The sequence below is a fragment of the Streptomyces sp. NBC_00637 genome, from assembly GCF_045161545.1.
Classification (GTDB): Bacteria; Actinomycetota; Actinomycetes; order Streptomycetales; family Streptomycetaceae; genus Streptomyces.
Genome location: NZ_CP109046.1, coordinates 417,957 through 434,654 on the forward strand (window position 1 = coordinate 417,957; position 16,698 = coordinate 434,654).

Consider the following 16,698-nt stretch of genomic DNA (forward strand, 5'->3'; position numbering starts at 1 on the left):
CCAAATGTCCTTTTTATACATTTTCGGTTCACATCGGAGGACTGTCATCCCATGAGTGAGACCAACCCCATCAAGAGGGCTGCCCAGAAGATCACCGACAGCCTCCAGGGAGACGGCGGGGCGCCGGAGGAGGGCATCCCCGGCAAGCCGGCGCCCGAGTCCCCGTCCGTCGCCGAGCCGACGGAGCCCCGCGACCCGCTGCCGCCCAAGCCGGACCAGAGCGGCCCCGACACGGTGTCGCCGACCGGGCAGCCGACGGGCGCCGACCAGGCCCGCATGGCGCAGTCCGGCAGCTACCTCACGACCGCCCAGGGCACCCGGCTGCACGACACGGACCACTCGCTCAAGGCCGGGCCCCGCGGGCCTGTGCTGCTCCAGGACCACCATCTGCGCGAGAAGGTCATGCACTTCGACCACGAGCGCATCCCGGAGCGCGTCGTCCACGCCCGGGGCGCCGCGGCGCACGGCACGTTCCAGAGCTACGGCACGGCCGCCTCGGTGACCAAGGCCGCGTTCCTCGCCGAGGACGAGGAGACGCCCGTGTTCGTGCGCTTCTCCACGGTGCTGGGGTCGCGGGGCTCGTCCGACACCGTGCGGGACACCCGGGGATTCGCGACGAAGTTCTACACCAGCGAAGGCGTCTTCGACCTGGTCGGGAACAACATGCCCGTCTTCTTCATCCAGGACGCGATCAAGTTCCCCGACATCATCCACGCCGGCAAACCGCACCCGGACCGGGAGATCCCGCAGGCGCAGAGCGCGCACGACACGTTCTGGGACTTCGTCACCCTGCACACCGAGGCCACCCACCACACCCTGTGGAACATGTCCGACCGGGGCATCCCGCGCTCGTACCGGACGATGGAGGGCTTCGGCGTCCACACGTTCCGGCTGGTCGACGCCGAGGGCTCGACGACGCTGGTGAAGTTCCACTGGAAGCCCAAGCTGGGTGTGCACTCGCTGGTGTGGGAGGAGGCGCAGATCATCAACGGCGTCGACCCCGACTTCCACCGGCGCGACCTCGCGGACGCCATCGAGGCGGGCGCCTACCCGCAGTGGGAACTGGGCATCCAGACGTTCCCCGACACCCCGGACCAGATGTTCGAGGGCATCGACCTGCTGGACCCGACGAACCTCGTGCCCGAGGAGCTCGCGCCCGTGCAGCCGGTCGGGCTGCTGACCCTCGACCGCAACCCGTCGAACTTCTTCGCCGAGACCGAGCAGGTCGCCTTCCACGTCGGCCATCTCGTACCGGGCGTCGACATCACGGACGACCCGCTGCTCGCGGGCCGGCTGTTCTCCTATCTCGACACCCAGATCACCCGCCTGGGCGGCCCCAACTTCCCGCAGCTGCCCATCAACCGTCCTCACGCGCCCGTCAACGACATGCAGCGTGACGGCATGCACCAGACGGCGGTGCACCGGGGCGTCGCCCCCTACCGGCCCAACTCGCTCGACGGCGGCTGTCCGTTCCTCGCGGGGGCGGACACCGGGGCGTTCATCGAGACGCCGGTGCGCGTGCCGGAGAGCACCAGGGTTCGCGAGGCGCCCGAGTCGTTCGCCGACCACTTCAGCCAGCCCCGCCGGTTCTGGCTCAGCATGTCCCCGCTGGAGCGCGAGCACATCATCGGCGCGTACACCTTCGAACTCGGCAAGTGCTACGAACAGGCCATCCGGGAGCGGGCCCTGCAGGTCCTGGCCAACATCGACCCGGAACTGTGCGGCGAGGTGGCGACGGGCCTCGGGCTGCCGGCGCCCGCGCCCACCGTGCCCCTGGCCGACGTCGAGCCCAGTCCGGCCCTGTCGCAGCTCGGGCGTACCTGGCCGACGGACGGCCGCGTGATCGGTATCGTCGTCGGCCCGGACGGCGACCTGGACGGTGTACGCGCCGTGCGGGAGGCGGTCGTCGAGGCCGGCATGGTCCCGCTGGTCGTCGCCCAGGCGGGTGGCGTCCTCGGCTCCGGTGAGGGCGCGGTGACCGTGCAGCGCACGTACGCCACCGCACGGTCCGTCGAGTTCGACGCGGTGCTGCTGGCCGGTCTGCCCGGCGTGGGCAGCGACGCGTACGGCGCACGCGACGCCAAGGCGTTCCCCGCCGCCGCGCAGCAGCTGACGGGCGATCCGCGGGTCACCCTGCTGGTGTCCGAGGCCTTCCGGCACGGCAAGGCCGTCGGCGCCTGGGCGGGCGGCGAAGCCGTTCTCGAAGGGGCCGGAGTCCCCACCGGCGCACCCGGCGTGGTGGTCGGCGACACCGGTACGGCCGCGCTGGAGCAGCTCGTCCCCCTGCTGGGCGGACACCGCGCGTGGGACAGGTTCACCGCGGCCTGAGTGGTCCGGCCGGGGCGGCACCCGTCGATCGGCGTGCCGCCCCGGCCGCGTGGCAAGAACACTGCCGCCTTACGGGGGTTGGACCATGCAGACCTTTCTGCCGTACCCGGACTTCACCGCGTCGGCCGCCGCCCTGGACTCCCGCCGGCTGGGCAAACAGCGCGTCGAGGCGCTCCAGGTGCTGCGGGGCCTGACGGTCGCCGGCTACGGATGGCGCCACCACCCGGCCGTGCGCATGTGGACCGGGTACGAGGAGGCGCTGGTGCGTTACGGCCTGGAGGTCTGCGGTGTGTGGACGGCGACCGGACGCGCGGACACCTGCGCCGCCTCCCTGGTGACCGGCTTCGCCGGGGAGCCGGACGGCATCCGCACCCAGGAACGGCTCGCCGAGGCGGGGGAATTGCCGCCGTGGCTCGGCGATCCCGCGTTCCACCGCAGTCACCGCTCGGCGCTCGTGCGCAAGGATCCCGAGTTCTACGGGGCGCTGTTCCCCGGCGTGCCCGACGATCTGCCGTACGTCTGGCCGGCGTCCGACCGGACCGCGCCCCGCGAGGCGTGAGGCTCCTCCTTCCGTACGGCTTCCCGTCAGGCGCAGTCGAGTGCCGTGAGGTCCGGGGCGTCGGCCATCGCCTGCATCCCCTTGTCGTTGGGGTGCAGATGGTCGCCGCCGTCGAAGAAGGGCAGGATCCGCTCGGGGTCGTAGGGGCTGCGCAGGACGCGGTCGAAGTCGGCGCCGGCGTCGAAGGCCCCGCCGCTCCGGATGAAGATGTTGACGTCCTGGCGCGCGGACTCGGCGGCCGGGTCCCACTCCGACCAGCCTTTGCCGGGGCTCGTGGGGCGGGGGTGCATGGCGGCTCCGCAGGTCCGGGGGCCCGGTCGCGGTACCGGGCCCCCGGGTGGCGTCAGAAGGTCTTCGGCACGTCGATCCGGTCGATGTCCGGCGCGTAGCCCGAGCCGCTGTCGAAGGTGATCGTGTTGGCACCGGCCTTCAGCGTCACGGGCACATGGACGCGGGCGACGGTGCTCCAGTCGCCGGTGGCGGGGAACGTGTGGCGGGTGGCGCCGCCGCCGTTGGTGGAGACGTCGGCGGCGCGTGCGTCGCCGCTGAGGTAGGCGACCTCGATCTGGTAGGTGCCGGGCCGGTCGACGACGACGTCGGTGAAGGTCAGTGAGCCGCCGAGGTAGAGGTTGCCGACCTTGTGGTCGCCGGAGCAGGTGGCGCAGCCGGCGACGGAGGCGTTACCGCCAAGGGTGTTGGCCGGAGCCTCGGCCTCGTGGCCGGTGCGTTCGACCGCGGTGCCGCGCGGGGTGACGGTGAACAGGCGGGAGCCGTGGGCGGGCAGTGCCCGGGTGATCCGGTTCCTGTACGTGCCGAGGTTCTCGTGGTTCCACAGGTCACGGACGGCCGCTTTGCCGGTGAAGCCGAGCGTCGTCCAGTCGGCGCCGACCGAGGCGGGCACGTCGGCCAGGTTGAACAGGGCGACGGTGTAGGTGCCGTCGGGGTTCTTCGCGGCCCACACCTGCTGGGGGTCCGACGCGGTGACGGGGTGCGCGGGCGGCGCGGCCCCCTGGTCGACGGCGATGACCTCGCGGTTGGTCAGCAGGGACAGGCCGTAGGAGTCCAGGCGGGTGAGGTCGTCGCCGGTGTAGAGCGGCGACTTGGCGATGGCCCACAGGGTGGCGTAGGTCTGCCGTTCGGCCTTGGTCAGGCCGTCCATCGCACCGTTGCCGACGTCGAGCGAGTCGAGGTCGTTCCAGCCTCCGGGGCCGGCGTGGCGGGTCCAGGCCGGGGTGTCGTCGAAGCGGTCGTCGACGGAGTTCTCCCAGGAGACCAGGGTGTTGCAGTAGCACTCGACGTCGGTGTCGATGCGCCAGCCGTCGGAGTACTTCTTCCAGTCGGCGGCGTGGCCGATGTCGAGGGACCAGGACACCTCCAGGTGGATGGCGCGTCCGGTGGCGGCGATCGCCTGCTGCCAGGCGGCCACGTCGGCAACGTTGTCGTAGTTGTCGCCGCTCTTGAAGGAGCCGGGGCCGACACCGTCGAGCTTGAGGAAGTCGTAGCCCCAGTCGGCGAACATCCGCGCCTGGGAGTCGACGTACTTCTGAGCGCAGGGGTCGGAGAAGTCGATCTTGTAGGCGCTGTCCCAGCCGTTGGTGGTGCGCAGGTCGTCGTAGACGATGTCGGCCGTGGTGCAGCCCTCGGCGTTCCGGATCGGCGCCCTGCCGTCGGCGTACGCCTCCTTCTCCAGGCCCACGGGAAGGTAGATCCCGGCCTTCAGGCCTTTGGCGTGCACGTGGTCGGCGACGGCCTTCATGCCCCGGGGGAACCGGCCGGGGTCGGCCTTCTGACGGGCGTACCGGTCGAACTGCGGTTTCCAGGCCTGGTCGCGCCACCAGCCGGCGTCGATGTTGACGTACTCGTAGCCGTACTTCCTCAGTTTCGAGGCGAGGGCGTCGGCCTGCTTCAGGACGTTGGTCTCGGTGAGGTAGCTGTAGTCGCCGTCGGGGTTGAGGCCGGGGTACTTGGAGGACTGCATGCTCCAACTCGACCAGCCCATGTACGGCTTGGCGGCCGGCCCCGGCGTGGTGGCCCCGGCTGGGGCCGTGGTCCCCGGCCGAGCGGCGGGGGCGGCCTGAGCGGCGGGGGCGGCGGGGGCGAAGGTGGCGGTGCCCACGGCGAGAGCGAGCACGACGGCGGCTCTCAGGGCGCGTGCGGGCAGGACGGAGTGCGAGGGTGACCGCATGGGTCTGACCTCCAGAGGTGGGGTTGCGGCGGAACGGCTCCGGACTGAACGGCTCTGGGCTGAACGGCTCCGGGCGGCCCGGCTCCGGCCCGGGCCGGGGCACTTGCCGTCGACGAACCGTGCCGGAGCGTGCGGGGACGCTGCTCGTACGGTCAGTTCGGTTCGGTGATGAAGGACTGGATGGCGGTGGCCGCGGCGCCGCGCGCCCACTCCTCGAAGGGCAGCGGGCGGGTCTCCAGCTCGCATCGCGCGGCCGAGCCGAAGGCGGCCGCCGCGAAGGCGCTGCGGATCTGATCGGCGAACAGGTCGTAGGCGGCCAGGCCCTCGCCGGAGATGACGACGCGCTCCGGGCCCAGCAGATTGGCCACGGTGGCGATACCGCGGCCGATCGCCTCCCCCGCCCGTGCGTACGCGTCGCGGGCGTGGATGTCGCCCCGGCGGGCGAGGTCGACGGCCTCGGTGGTACTGGTGACGTCGACGCCGCCCCGTTCGCGGATCCGGGTGAGGATCGCGAGGTCCGCGGCGATCGCCTCGACGCAGCCGCGGTTGCCGCAGTGGCAGAGCGGCCCGTCCGGGTCGACGGTGACATGGCCGATCTCGCCGGCCACCCCGTGCGTCCCTGCCACCACCCGGCCGTGTACCACCAGGCCGCAGCCGACGCCCGCGCCGACGGTCACCACGGCGAAGTCCGACAGGCCCACACCGGCGCCGAACCACTGCTCGGCGACGGTGAGGGCCCGGACGTCGTTGTCGACGGTGACCGGCAGACCGGTGATGGTGGAGGCGAGTTCGGCGAGCGGTACGTCGCGCCACTCCAGGAACGGCGAGTAGCGCACCACGCCCTCCCCGCGGTCGACGTCACCCGAGACGGCGATGCCCAGCCCCACGACGCGTACGCCGTAGCCGTCCGCCTCGGTCAGCAGCTCCCGTACGAGCTCCGCGGTCGACACGAGGACCGCCTTGGCGGCAGAGTCGGTCAGCGGCACACGGCGGGCGAGCAGGATCCGGCAGCGCAGGTCCGTGAGCACGCCGAAGATCGCGTCTCCGGTCAGCTTCAGCCCGAGGAACAGGGCGCGGCCCCCGTCGACGCGGACCAGGTTCGCGGGCCGCCCGAGCGCCGTGCGGACCTCGGTGTCGGCGTCCTCCACGAGGTATCCCGACTCGATCAGCGGCCGGACCGCCTTCGTGACGGCCGCGGCCGACAGACCGGCCCGCCGGGCGAGTTCGAGGCGGGTGAGCGGGCCCTGGGACAGGACGGTGGTGAAGACCTGCGAAGCGGCCGGCGTTCCGGCGGGGAACGTCTCGGCGGGGTGCGCGGCGTAGGACGAGGGCATGGCCCGGAACCTAGGGCCCTTATTTTCCGCTGTCAATGAAAGAAGCAGGAATGGGCTGAAGGTGCGCTGTGAGCCCTGAGTCCCCCTCAGAAGTCCTGTGGTGACGAGGTATTGACGCGCGATCGAAGGTGATGCTCCCCTGGGGGCACCACCACCGTCACCATCGTCATTACCGTCAGCGTCGCGTACGCAGGCGGGCCAGCAGACCGCGGGCCTGGGCACGACGGCGCGGGTCGGCCGCCGCACGCCGTGCCTGCTCCATCGTGCGCCGCCCCTGCGGGCTCCTGGCGAACTCCTTGATGCGCTGGATGACGCTCATCTTCGTCCTCCCCTGGTGTCGGTGTGCTGCTCTCCGCTCGTCCGGCTACCCCCGAAGACGCCCATCAGGCCAGTGGACGGGTCGTTCGGATCAGCCGGACGCGTCATGCGGGTCGGACCGAGAGGCCGCGCCCCCGCCCCGCCCCCGGTCGCCGGCTCACGCCGCGCGTCCCCTGGTCGCCGTCGCCGTCCGCACGGGCGCGGCCGCCGGGCGGGCGACCGCGGCCTGGGTACGGGTGGCCTGGGTGCGGGCGGCGCGGACCCGGTAGGTCGTCTTCGTGGGGTCCGTGACGGGCTCGCCGACCGTGATCCGGCCGGCCGCGTACAGCTCGTCGCACTCGGTGGCGGACAGCGCGACATAGCAGCCTCCCCGGCCGGTGCCCGCGTCCAGCGGCCGCCAGTAGCCGTACACCCGGCGGCCGCTGGCGTGCTCGGTGACGAAGACCGGCGTGCGGGGGTCGGCGACGATGCGCAGCACGTCGGCGCCGGCGCGGCCCGACGACGCGCCGGGAAGGGGCGGCCGGGCCGACGACCTGTCCCGGACCGCGCCGCGGTCGTCCGTGCGGGCCTCGGTCGGCGCCGGGCGCGCCGTCGGGCGGGGTGCCGGGCGGGGTGCCGGGCGCGTCACCGGACGGGCCTTCTCCTCGCGGTCGATCGGGAGCGGGCCGCGCTGCCGCGGCACGCCCGCCGCCATGCCGACCGTGCCCGCCAGGCGCGGCACCTCCTCGTTCCGACGCTGCCAGGGATAGGCGTCGGAACGTACGTCGAGGATCTGCGGCTGGACGGCGGTGGGCGGCATGATCGGTACCTTTCCTCGGCAGGGACATGAGACCGACTACCCGGCTGAGCCGAAGTTGATCTCATGTGGGGCATCCTTCATGACGGCACTGACAACGGGTGGGTTCCTCGGCGCCGCACCCCCGCTCCCCGCGGTTGGTCTTCGGCGATACGGGCACTCGGCGAACCTCGTGTCAGCGACTACGGAGGTGCGCGGTGGCGGTACGGCATCGGCTTGTCAAGGCGAGTCCGCGGACGGTGTGGGGCGTCCTCGCCGACGGTGACCGCTACGCGGAGTGGGTGGTGGGCACGTCGTCGACGCAGGAGATGACGGGCGAGTGGCCCCATGTGGACGCGAAGATCGCCTACGAGATCCGGGTGGGCCCCCTCAGCCTGACCAACGAGACGGTCGTACGGCGCTGCGAGGAGCCGGACGTACTGGAGCTGGAGGCGCGGGCCGGTGTGCTCGGCACGGCGCGGATCGCGTTCGAGCTGCGGCCGTGGGGCCGCCACTGCCTGGTGATCCTGGACGAACACCCGCTGCAGGGCGTCGGCGGGCTGCTGCACAACGCCGGCGCGGAGGTGGTGACCCAGATCCGCCACCGGGCCCTGCTCGGCCGGCTGGCGAAGGTGTGCGAGGCCGACGCGCACGGCGAACGGAGTACCCACAGCGCCCGGACGGCACCCGCCGCGGCGCGCTCGCACGCGGAGGGGGGCGCCGATGCCTGACGCGGTGGTGATCGGGGCCGGGCCCAACGGCCTGGTGGCGGCGAACCTGCTGGCGGACGCGGGCTGGAGCGTCGAGGTCCTCGAGGAGCAGCCCGAGCCCGGCGGCGCCGTACGGCACGACCGCTCGGTGGACCCCGCGTTCGTCAGCGACCTCTTCAGCTCCTTCTACCCGCTGGCCGCCGCCTCACCGGTGCTGTCGAAGCTGCGCCTGCACGAACACGGTATGCGCTGGAGCCATGCGCCCAGTGTCGTGGCCCATCCCCTCACCAGCGGCGAGTGCGCGGTCCTCGACCGCCGGCTCGACGTCACCGCCCGCTCCCTCGACGCCTTCCACGCCGGGGACGGAGCCGCCTGGCGCCGCCTGCACGGGGTGTGGGAACAGCTCCGCCCGGACATCCTCGACGCGCTGTTCACGCCGTTCCCGCCGGTGCGGGCCACGGCCCGGCTGGCGGCCCGGCTGCGCGCCGCGGGCGGCCTGCGGCTGGCCAGGACGCTGGCCCTGCCGGTGCGGCGGCTGGGCGAGGAGGAGTTCGGGGGCGAAGGCGGGCGGCTGCTCCTGGCCGGAAACGCCCTGCACGCCGATCTCGCTCCGGAGGCCGCCGGCAGCGGCGGTTTCGGCTGGCTGATGGCCATGCTCGGCCAGTCCTACGGCTTCCCCGTGCCGGCCGGCGGTTCCGGCGCCCTCACCGAGGCCCTGGTCCGGCGGCTGCACGCCCGGGGCGGCGCGCTGCGCTGCGGGCAGCGGGTCAGCCGGATCGTCGTCCGCGACGGCCGGGCCGTGGGGGTGCGCACGACCGACGGGGAGCAGGTCGCCGCGGACCGCGCGGTGCTGGCCGACGTGTCCGTCCCCGCGCTGTACGGCGCGCTGCTGGAGCCGGAACACCTGCCGTCCCAGCTGCTGGCCGACCTGGAGCGGTTCCAGTGGGACTTCGGGACCTTCAAGGTCGACTGGGCGCTGAACGGGCCGGTGCCCTGGCAGGCGGAGGCGGCGCGCCGGGCGGGCACCGTGCATCTGGCCGACGGCGTGAACGAGCTCACCCGGTTCGCCGCCCAGCTCGCCATGCGGCAGGTTCCCGACCGGCCGTTCGCGTTGTTCGGCCAGATGACGACCTCCGATTCCGGCCGCTCCCCCGCCGGCACCGAGTCGGCCTGGGCCTACACGCATGTGCCCCAGGCGGTCGAGGGCGACGCCGGCGACGAGGGGATCACCGGCGCCTGGAACGCGAGCGAGCAGGAGCTGATGGCCGACCGGGTCGAACGCCAGGTCGAGCGGTTCGCCCCCGGCTTCCGCTCCCTGATCCGCGCCCGTCGCATCCTCGCCCCGCCCACGCTCCAGTCCCTCGACGCCAATCTGCACGGCGGCGCGATCAACGGCGGTACGACGGCGCTGCACCAGCAGCTCCTCTTCCGCCCCATGCCCGGCAGCGGGCGCCCGGAGACCCCGGTGCGCGGGCTGTTCCTGGCCTCCGCCGGCGCTCATCCCGGCGGTGGCGTCCACGGCGCGCCGGGCGCCAACGCCGCCCGCGCCGCACTGCGCAGGCACCGCCCGCCCGGCGGGACGTTCGTCCAGCGGGCGCTCGCCCGCCGCGACCGTACCGGCGCGAAGAAGCCGCCTGCCGGCTGAGCGGCACCAGTCCGGCCGAGGAGCCGGGGAGCCGAGGGCAGTCAGGCCGAGGAACGGAGCACACCGTGCACGACAGTCCCCTCGAAGACCGCATCGTCGTCGTCACGGGAGCCGCCCGCGGGGTGGGCGCGGCGCTCGCCCGGGAGCTCGCACGGCGCGGTGCGCGTCTGGCGCTGATCGGCCACGAGGAGACGGGGCTGCGGGCCGTGGCCGCGTCCCTGCCCACCCCCTCGCTGGCCGTGGAGGCCGATGTCACCGACGGCGAGGCTCTGGAGCGCGCGGCCGAGGTGGTCCGCGCACGGCTGGGGCCGCCCTCGGTGGTCGTCGCGAACGCGGGCATCGCGGAGGGCGGCCCGTTCGCCTCGGCGGACATGGCCTCCTGGCGGCGGGTGATCGACGTCAACGTCACGGGCAGCGCCCTGACGGCACGCGCCTTCCTGCCGGACCTGACGGAGACGGCCGGCTACTACCTCCAGATCGCTTCACTGGCCTCGATGGGGGCCGCTCCCCTGATGAGCGCCTACTGCGCGTCCAAGGCCGGCGTGGAGGCCTTCGCGCACGCGCTGCGCGCCGAGACGGCCCACCACGGCGTGGCCGTCGGTGTCGCCTATCTGAACTGGACCGACACCGACATGATCCGCGACGCCGACCGGCACGCGGTGCTGCGCGAACTGCGCGCCAACATGCCGCCGCCCGCCCGCCGCGTCTACTCTCCGGAGTTCGTGGCGACGCGGCTCGCCTCGGCCGTGGAACGCCGGCGCACCGCCGTCTACGTCCCGGCCGCGCTGCGCCTCGTCCAGGTGACGCGGGCCGTGCTGCCGGCCCTGGTCGTACGCCGCTCCCGTCGTGTGCTGCCCCGCATGGAGTCCGCGGACCCGTTGCGTCCCACCGGGCCGCTGGGCGCCGGCGGCCGGGCCGACGTGGCGGCGGCGACGGCGCACCGGGGCGACCCGCCCGACGGGCGGTGAGCTACCGGGACGGTCCTACGCCTCCCGTGCCTCGCGGGCCCACTTCCCGACGACGGGCACACAGGTCTCGGCGAAGTACGCGTAGTCGTCGGGGGTGTTGTAGACGTGGGCGGACAGCCGGAGGTAGCCGAGTCCGCCGAAGCTGGTGAACGCGGCCTCCACCCCGAGTTCGGCGGTCGCGCGGTCGCGCAGGGCGTCCGCCGCGACCCGGCTCGTGCCCAGACCCGCGGGCAGGCGGACCAGCCGCATCCCCGGGACGGGCGCGCCGACGTCGACGGGGTCGGCCGGGGCCCCGCTCCGGGCGAAGGCCTCCGTCACGACACGGGCGCCGTGGTCCGCGAGTTCGTCCAGGTACCGGCGGGCGGTGTCCCAGCCCCAGGTGTCGTCGATGAAGTCCAGCGCGGCGGGCGCGGCCAGGAAGGCGGTGGCGTCGAGTGTGCCCTGGTGGTCGAAGCGGTCGGGGAAGGGTTCGGCCGCCCCCCAGGAGTCGATGAGCGGGTGGAGGTCCGCCCGCAGCGGGCCGTGCGCGACGAGCGCCGCCGTGCCGCGCGGGGCGCACCCCCACTTGTGGAGGTTGCCGACCCAGACGTCGCAGCACAGGCCGTCCAGGGGCGCGGCCAGCAGGCCCGGCGCGTGCGCGCCGTCGACGAGCAGGGTGATCCCGCGCCGCGCGGCCTCGGCCCCGACGCGTCCGACCGGCATCAGCCGGGCCGTCGCGGAGGTGATCTGGTCCAGGACGATCAGGGCCACGTCGTCGTCCACCTGAGCCATCACCGCCCGGTACGCCTGCTCGGCGTCCGCCGCCAGCGGGACGCGGGCCGTGCGTACGCCGGTCCCCCAACGGCGGGCCAGCCGCTCCGCGCCCATCGTGACGGCGCCGTAGCCGTGGTCGGTGACCACGATGTCGCCGCCGGGCCGGGCGGCCAGCGCGGCGTAGACGACACTCGCCCCCGCGCTGGCGTTCGGCACGAGCGCCAGGTCCCGCACGTCGGTCCGCAGCCGGCCGGCCACGGCCGCGCGGGCCTCGGCGATCCGGCCGGGCAGCGCCGTGAACCACGCGACCGGGGCACGTTCCATCTCCGCCCGCAGGGCGCTCTGCCGCTCCTGCGCCACCCGTGGGACGGCGCCGAACGAGCCGTGGTTGAGATGACGCATCGCCGGGTCGAGCGTCCAGGCGTCCCGCGCGGGCCGCCCGTCGGGCAGCGTCAACGGTCGGGGCACGGTGACGACTTCGCCCTCGTTCACGGATCTCCTCGGATCGTCCCTGGCCGGCGCCCCGCGGAGGCCGGACGGCCCCACGATACCCAGGGCGGGTCGGGACCGCGGAGGAGCGTCCTCGGAGCCTCAGAACCCGCGGGACCTCACGAGAAGAACGACCGCTGGGCGGGCAGGCCGGGGGTGAAGGAGGACGGGGCGCTCATGACGCGGTCCAGGTCTCTCTTGATGCGTTCGGCCTCACCCTTCACCTGGGCGGGCACATCGCCGCGTTCGGTGATGAGACGGTGGTAGATCGGGGTGTCTTCGAAGACGGGGATCACCGGGGCGCTCTGCTTTCGTGGACGGTCGGGCAGGCCGACGCTGCAGGACTTGCTTCGGACACCGCCGACGATCCGAGGAGCGAACCGGCGCTTTTGTGACGTCTCCTGACGGTTCGACAGCCCAACCGCCCGTGGTGACGTCATCGTATTGTCCCCGATGGGCCGGGCGCGGGTGACCAGGGGGGCCCGAAAGCGGTCCTGGTGGGCCGCGCAGAGGTGTCCCGGCCCGGCCCCGGACGCCCTCGGCGTGACCCTCGCTCGGGCGTGCGCCGCGTCCGCGGTCACCACGACAGGGGGCCGTCCGCCGCGCAGGCCTCGCCGGCGAGGCCCTCGACGACCGTTTCCGGGCACAGGAGTTGGGCGACGATCGCGGCGGTGGCACGGTGCCAGTCGGCGCAGCGCCGGAGCATCGCGTGGTCACCGCGGCGGACGAGGACGATGCCCGCCTGCGCCGCTGCTTGCCGGGCCCGCCGGACGTAGTCGGCGGACTCCCCCGGATCGGTCACCCGGTCACGGTCCCCGTGCAGCACGACGATCCGCTTCCCGCCGAGATGGCCGACGGGTTCGCCGGGTGGGCACCACGGCGCCAGCGCGAGGACACCGCGCACCGCGGGGTCGGCCGCCGCCCGGAGCGCCGCGCGGCCGCCCATCGAGTGGCCCACCAGGGTCACGGGCACCTCGCCGACCGTCCGGCGCAGTTCGTCGAGGGCTCGTACGGTGTCGCTGACGGGGTCGGCGGTCGCGTTCCAGCCCCGGTAGCGGTAGCGCACCTCGCCGACCAGCACGTCCTGACGGTCCGTCGCGCCCGCGGCCGCCCGCAGGACCGGACGCATGCGCAGGGCGGCCAGGTGCCGGCCCCGCGAGGCCTCCCGGCTGTGTTCCCGGCCGCCGTGCAGGACGACGACGGCGGCACCCGGCGTGCCGGCCGGCCGGTGCCGCACCACCAACGCGGAGGTGCCGCCCGCGGCACCTCGCGCTGCGCCGCCTCCCTCGTCGCCCGCTTCGCCGTTCGCTTCTGCGCGCACTGGTCGCCGCCTCTCTCGCCGTACACCCGGGGCCCTGTCGACGGTCACCGGGTTCAGACCGCCGCGAACTCCGGCTCCCACGGCCCCGGGCCCGCCGCGTCCTGCCATTGCCGGAGGTCCTGGCCGTCCACGCACACGATGCCGCATTGCCGCGCGTACTCGACGGCGGGCGCGGTGAAGTCGCTCGTGGTGACGACCGCCGCGACCTCGGCGCCGTGCACGGGGAAGCAGGTTCCGCCGAAGCGCTGCATGTCCTGGGAGCCGACGCGGTGGGTGTCGCCGTACCGCTTGCACTGGATCACGAGCACGCGCCCGTCCGGTGTCCTCGCCACCACGTCGGCGCCCAGGTCCCCGGCCCCGCCGACGACCTCCACCTCGGTGCAGCCGTCGCGCCGGCACAACTCGGCTATGGCCTCCTCGAACTCGTAGGGGTCCAGCTCGTAGGGGTCCACCTCCTCGTAGGCGATCTCCTCGTAGCCGATCTCCTCGGTGGCGGCCGGCAGGTCGTCGAGGTGCTGATCGAGCGGGATGGTCGGTGCCACGTCGAGTCCCCCGCCGGCACAGCCCGTCCGAGGCTCGGCCGGCCCGGCGGCGACAGCCGGCGGCGCGGTCTCCAGCGCCTCGACCACCGTCTCCGTGGCCACGTCCAGGGACTTCGCGGCACGCCGTGCGACCCTCCTCGCCGAGATTCTGCGCCGCCCGCGACAGCCCGCGACGACACCGGCGGCACCGATGAGAACGAGCGAGACGGCCCAGCCCGGGCGGCGCTCCGCCGCGGCCGTGGCGGTGCGGGCGACCGTGCCCAGGAGGGTCAGCAGGAGGGCGAGTAGCACGAAATAGACGGCTGTGGAACGGAGTTCGAACCGCCGTGGACCACGCTCGGGCTGCGGAACGTGCTGCGGTACGGCCATGGCGGTACGTCCTCCCGGATACGTCAACAAAGATCATCGAGCGTGTGCCCAGGTGGAGGGGGTTCTATCGCAGGAGGAGTTGTCGCCTGAAGGTCGGCGCGGTCACTCGCCGTTCCGGATCCGCGCCGCTGACGCCCCCTCTAGGCGAAGGCGAGCGGCGGGAGTTGGGCCGTGTCGCCCAGTTCGGCCCAGACCGTCTTGCCGCGGCGGGCGTGCCGGGTTCCCCAGTGTTCGGCGAGCCGGGCGACGAGGAGCAGGCCTCGGCCGCCTTCGTCGAAGACGCGGGCCCGGCGCAGATGAGGGGTGGTGCTGCTGCCGTCGGAGACCTCGCACAGGAGGGCGCGGTCGTGGATGAGGCGCAGCCGGATGGGGGGCTGGCCGTAGCGGATGGCGTTGGTGACCAGTTCGCTGACCACCAGTTCGGCGGTGAAGCCGAGTTCGTCGAGACCCCAGTCGCTCAGCTGCCGGGCGACGTCCGCGCGGGCCTGGGCGACGGCGGAGGGATCCGCGGCCAGGTCCCAGGTGGCGACCTGGGAGTCGCCCAGGGCGTGGGTGCGGGCCAGGAGCAGGGCGACGTCGTCGTCCGGTCTGGCCGGCAGCAGGGCGTCGATGACGTTGTCGCAGATCGCCTCCAGGGAGGCGGCCGGTTCGGCGAGGGCGTGGCGCAGCCTGGTGAGACCGGCGTCCACGTCGTGGTCGCGGGACTCGACGAGGCCGTCGGTGTACAGGGCGAGGATGCTGCCTTCCGGGAGTTCGAGTTCCGTGGCCTCGAACGGCAGGCCGCCCAGGCCGAGTGGCGGGCCGGGCGGCGGGTCGAGGATCTCGGCCCTTCCGTCAGGGGTCACCAGGGCCGGCGGCACATGTCCCGCGCGGGCCAGGGTGCAGCGCCGTGAGACGGGGTCGTAGACGGCGTACAGACAGGTGGCGCCCATGTCCCCGGCGGCTTCGCCGTCCGTGTCGTCACCGGGTTCGCCGTCCTCGTCGTCGCCGGCTTCGCCCGACGGGCGCAGGACGATGTCGTCGAGGTGCGTGAGGAGTTCGTCGGGCGGCAGGTCGATGTCGGCCAGGGTGCGTACGGCGGTTCGCAGGCGGCCCATGGTGGCGGCGGCGTGGATGCCGTGGCCGACCACGTCGCCCACCACCAGGGCGACCCGGGCGCCGGACAGCGGGATGACGTCGTACCAGTCGCCGCCCACGCCGACCCGGTCGCCCGCGGGAAGGTAGCGGTAGGCGACCTCGACCGCCGACTGCCGGGGCGCGCCGCGCGGCAGCAGGCTGCGCTGGAGCGTGAGGGCGGTGGAGCGGGCGTAGCTGTAGCGGCGGGCGTTGTCGACGGCCACGGCCGCCCGGGCGGCGATCTCCTGGGCGAGGAGGAGGTCCTCGTCGTCGTAGCGGTCGGGGTTGCGGTGCCGGGACAACAGGGCGACGCCCAGCGTGGCGCCTCGGGCGCGCAGCGGCACCACCAGGGTGGAGTGGACGCCGAGGATGTCATCGGAGTCGACCGGGTCGCCGTGGTGCTTGGCGGGCTGTCCGGTCACCAGGGCGCGGGCCTCGGGCGATCCGTCCGGGCAGATGTGGACCTGCTGCGGTGCGGCGCCCGGTACCGGATCGCCGCCGGTCGCCGAGGCCCGCGCGGTCCGGCGCAGTACGAGGGGGCCCTCGCTCGGGGACTCGTGGCCGTGCAGAGCCGCGTCGAGCAGGTCGACGGTGACGAGGTCGGCGAAGCGCTCGACGGCGTGGTCGGCCAGCTCCTGCGTGGTGCGGACGATGTCCAGGGTGGTGCCGATGCGTGCGCCCGCCTCGTTCACCATCGACAGCCGCCGTTGCAGCCGGCGGTCCCGCTCCTCCTGGAACGCGACGACGCCCTGTTCCGAGGTGCGGTCGATGTACGCGGCCGACGTCGCGATGACGTGCCGGGTGGCCGCGCTGACCAACTCGGCGTCGTCGGAGAACCGGGGCATCTCCGCGAGCAGCCGGTCGAGGACGATGGTCTGCGCCACCCGGAAGGCCCGCAGCATCGAGCCGAGCGGGGTGCCGTGCCGGGCCAGCCGGCGTGCGCGCTCCACGTCCGCCGGCGGTGGTTCGATCAGGCCCGGTTCGATGGCGTGTTCGAGCCCGAACAGTCCCGCGGCGATGTGGTCGGCGACGTTGTCCGCCGCGATCCGCGCGATGTCGGGGTCGTCCCACAGCTCGGGGAGCTCCTGTCGCAGGCGGCGCTCCACCTCGGCGACCAGCTCGTCCGCTCGCGAACCGAGCTCGCGCACGACACGGGACACGAGACCGGCGGCTGTCAGGTCCACAAGGACGACGTTACGCCGTACGCGCGCGTTGGCCTCATCGAGAGGCGGTCCGCCCTGGTGCGGCGGTCCCGGACGGATCCGGTCCACCGAAGGCCCGACGGG

General features: G+C 73.6%; 14 protein-coding genes and 1 pseudogene. 5 read left to right on the top strand and 10 right to left on the bottom strand.

Translation table 11 applies throughout. The features are described 5' to 3' along the window. The first annotated feature begins 51 nt into the window (after positions 1 to 51). Positions 52 to 2,328 (top strand): catalase, encoded by a 2,277-nt coding sequence (locus tag OG440_RS01785; RefSeq protein WP_406005037.1) that lies wholly within the window; start codon positions 52 to 54, stop codon positions 2,326 to 2,328. 85 nt (positions 2,329 to 2,413) lie between these two features. Continuing rightward, the gene (locus tag OG440_RS01790; RefSeq protein WP_406005038.1) at positions 2,414 to 2,887 is read left to right on the top strand and encodes an MSMEG_6728 family protein; all 474 of its coding nucleotides are present in this window, start codon (positions 2,414 to 2,416) and stop codon (positions 2,885 to 2,887) included. Positions 2,888 to 2,913: 26 nt separating this feature from the next. On the opposite strand, the pseudogene OG440_RS01795 reads toward OG440_RS01790, so the two are convergent. The 5 genes and pseudogenes from OG440_RS01795 to OG440_RS01815 form a co-directional block, all read right to left on the bottom strand. Continuing rightward, a pseudogene (locus OG440_RS01795) lies at positions 2,914 to 3,156 on the bottom strand (SGNH/GDSL hydrolase family protein); the annotation flags it as partial. A gap of 74 nt (positions 3,157 to 3,230) precedes the next feature. After that, the gene (locus tag OG440_RS01800) at positions 3,231 to 5,072 is read right to left on the bottom strand and encodes an alpha-galactosidase D (protein ID WP_406005039.1); all 1,842 of its coding nucleotides are present in this window, start codon (positions 5,070 to 5,072) and stop codon (positions 3,231 to 3,233) included. Positions 5,073 to 5,224: 152 nt separating this feature from the next. Then, a complete protein-coding gene (locus OG440_RS01805) occupies positions 5,225 to 6,406 on the bottom strand; it encodes an ROK family protein (RefSeq protein ID WP_406005040.1) in 1,182 nt (393 codons plus the stop codon). A 175-nt stretch (positions 6,407 to 6,581) separates the two neighbouring features. Then, the gene (locus OG440_RS01810; RefSeq protein ID WP_171401420.1) at positions 6,582 to 6,725 is read right to left on the bottom strand and encodes a hypothetical protein; all 144 of its coding nucleotides are present in this window, start codon (positions 6,723 to 6,725) and stop codon (positions 6,582 to 6,584) included. A gap of 156 nt (positions 6,726 to 6,881) precedes the next feature. Next, positions 6,882 to 7,523 (bottom strand): hypothetical protein, encoded by a 642-nt coding sequence (locus OG440_RS01815; RefSeq protein WP_406005041.1) that lies wholly within the window; start codon positions 7,521 to 7,523, stop codon positions 6,882 to 6,884. A 194-nt stretch (positions 7,524 to 7,717) separates the two neighbouring features. On the opposite strand from OG440_RS01815, the gene OG440_RS01820 reads away from it, so the two are divergent. From OG440_RS01820 to OG440_RS01830, 3 genes are all read left to right on the top strand, one after another. Next, a complete protein-coding gene (locus OG440_RS01820) occupies positions 7,718 to 8,230 on the top strand; it encodes an SRPBCC family protein (RefSeq protein ID WP_406005042.1) in 513 nt (170 codons plus the stop codon). Further along, the gene (locus tag OG440_RS01825) at positions 8,223 to 9,854 is read left to right on the top strand and encodes a phytoene desaturase family protein (RefSeq protein WP_406005043.1); all 1,632 of its coding nucleotides are present in this window, start codon (positions 8,223 to 8,225) and stop codon (positions 9,852 to 9,854) included. The genes OG440_RS01820 and OG440_RS01825 overlap by 8 nt, the downstream gene beginning before the upstream one ends. Before the next feature lie 65 nt (positions 9,855 to 9,919). Next, positions 9,920 to 10,822, top strand: a complete 903-nt coding sequence (locus OG440_RS01830; protein WP_406005044.1) for an SDR family oxidoreductase — start codon at positions 9,920 to 9,922, stop codon at positions 10,820 to 10,822. Positions 10,823 to 10,837: 15 nt separating this feature from the next. Here OG440_RS01830 and OG440_RS01835 read toward each other — a convergent pair whose 3' ends face one another. From OG440_RS01835 to OG440_RS01855, 5 genes are all read right to left on the bottom strand, one after another. Next, the gene (locus OG440_RS01835; RefSeq protein ID WP_406005045.1) at positions 10,838 to 12,067 is read right to left on the bottom strand and encodes an aminotransferase class V-fold PLP-dependent enzyme; all 1,230 of its coding nucleotides are present in this window, start codon (positions 12,065 to 12,067) and stop codon (positions 10,838 to 10,840) included. Between the two features lie 116 nt (positions 12,068 to 12,183). After that, positions 12,184 to 12,360, bottom strand: a complete 177-nt coding sequence (locus OG440_RS01840) for a hypothetical protein (RefSeq protein WP_406005046.1) — start codon at positions 12,358 to 12,360, stop codon at positions 12,184 to 12,186. A gap of 281 nt (positions 12,361 to 12,641) precedes the next feature. Then, positions 12,642 to 13,307, bottom strand: coding sequence for an alpha/beta hydrolase (locus OG440_RS01845; RefSeq protein WP_406011224.1), 666 nt, complete (start codon positions 13,305 to 13,307; stop codon positions 12,642 to 12,644). Positions 13,308 to 13,438: 131 nt separating this feature from the next. Further along, positions 13,439 to 14,296 carry a restriction endonuclease gene (locus OG440_RS01850; protein ID WP_406005047.1) on the bottom strand — a complete coding sequence of 286 codons (858 nt, stop codon included), beginning with the start codon at positions 14,294 to 14,296 and terminating at the stop codon, positions 13,439 to 13,441. A gap of 140 nt (positions 14,297 to 14,436) precedes the next feature. Next, entirely contained in the window at positions 14,437 to 16,596 is a 2,160-nt protein-coding gene (locus OG440_RS01855; protein WP_406005048.1) for a SpoIIE family protein phosphatase, read from the bottom strand. Positions 16,597 to 16,698 lie beyond the last annotated feature (102 nt).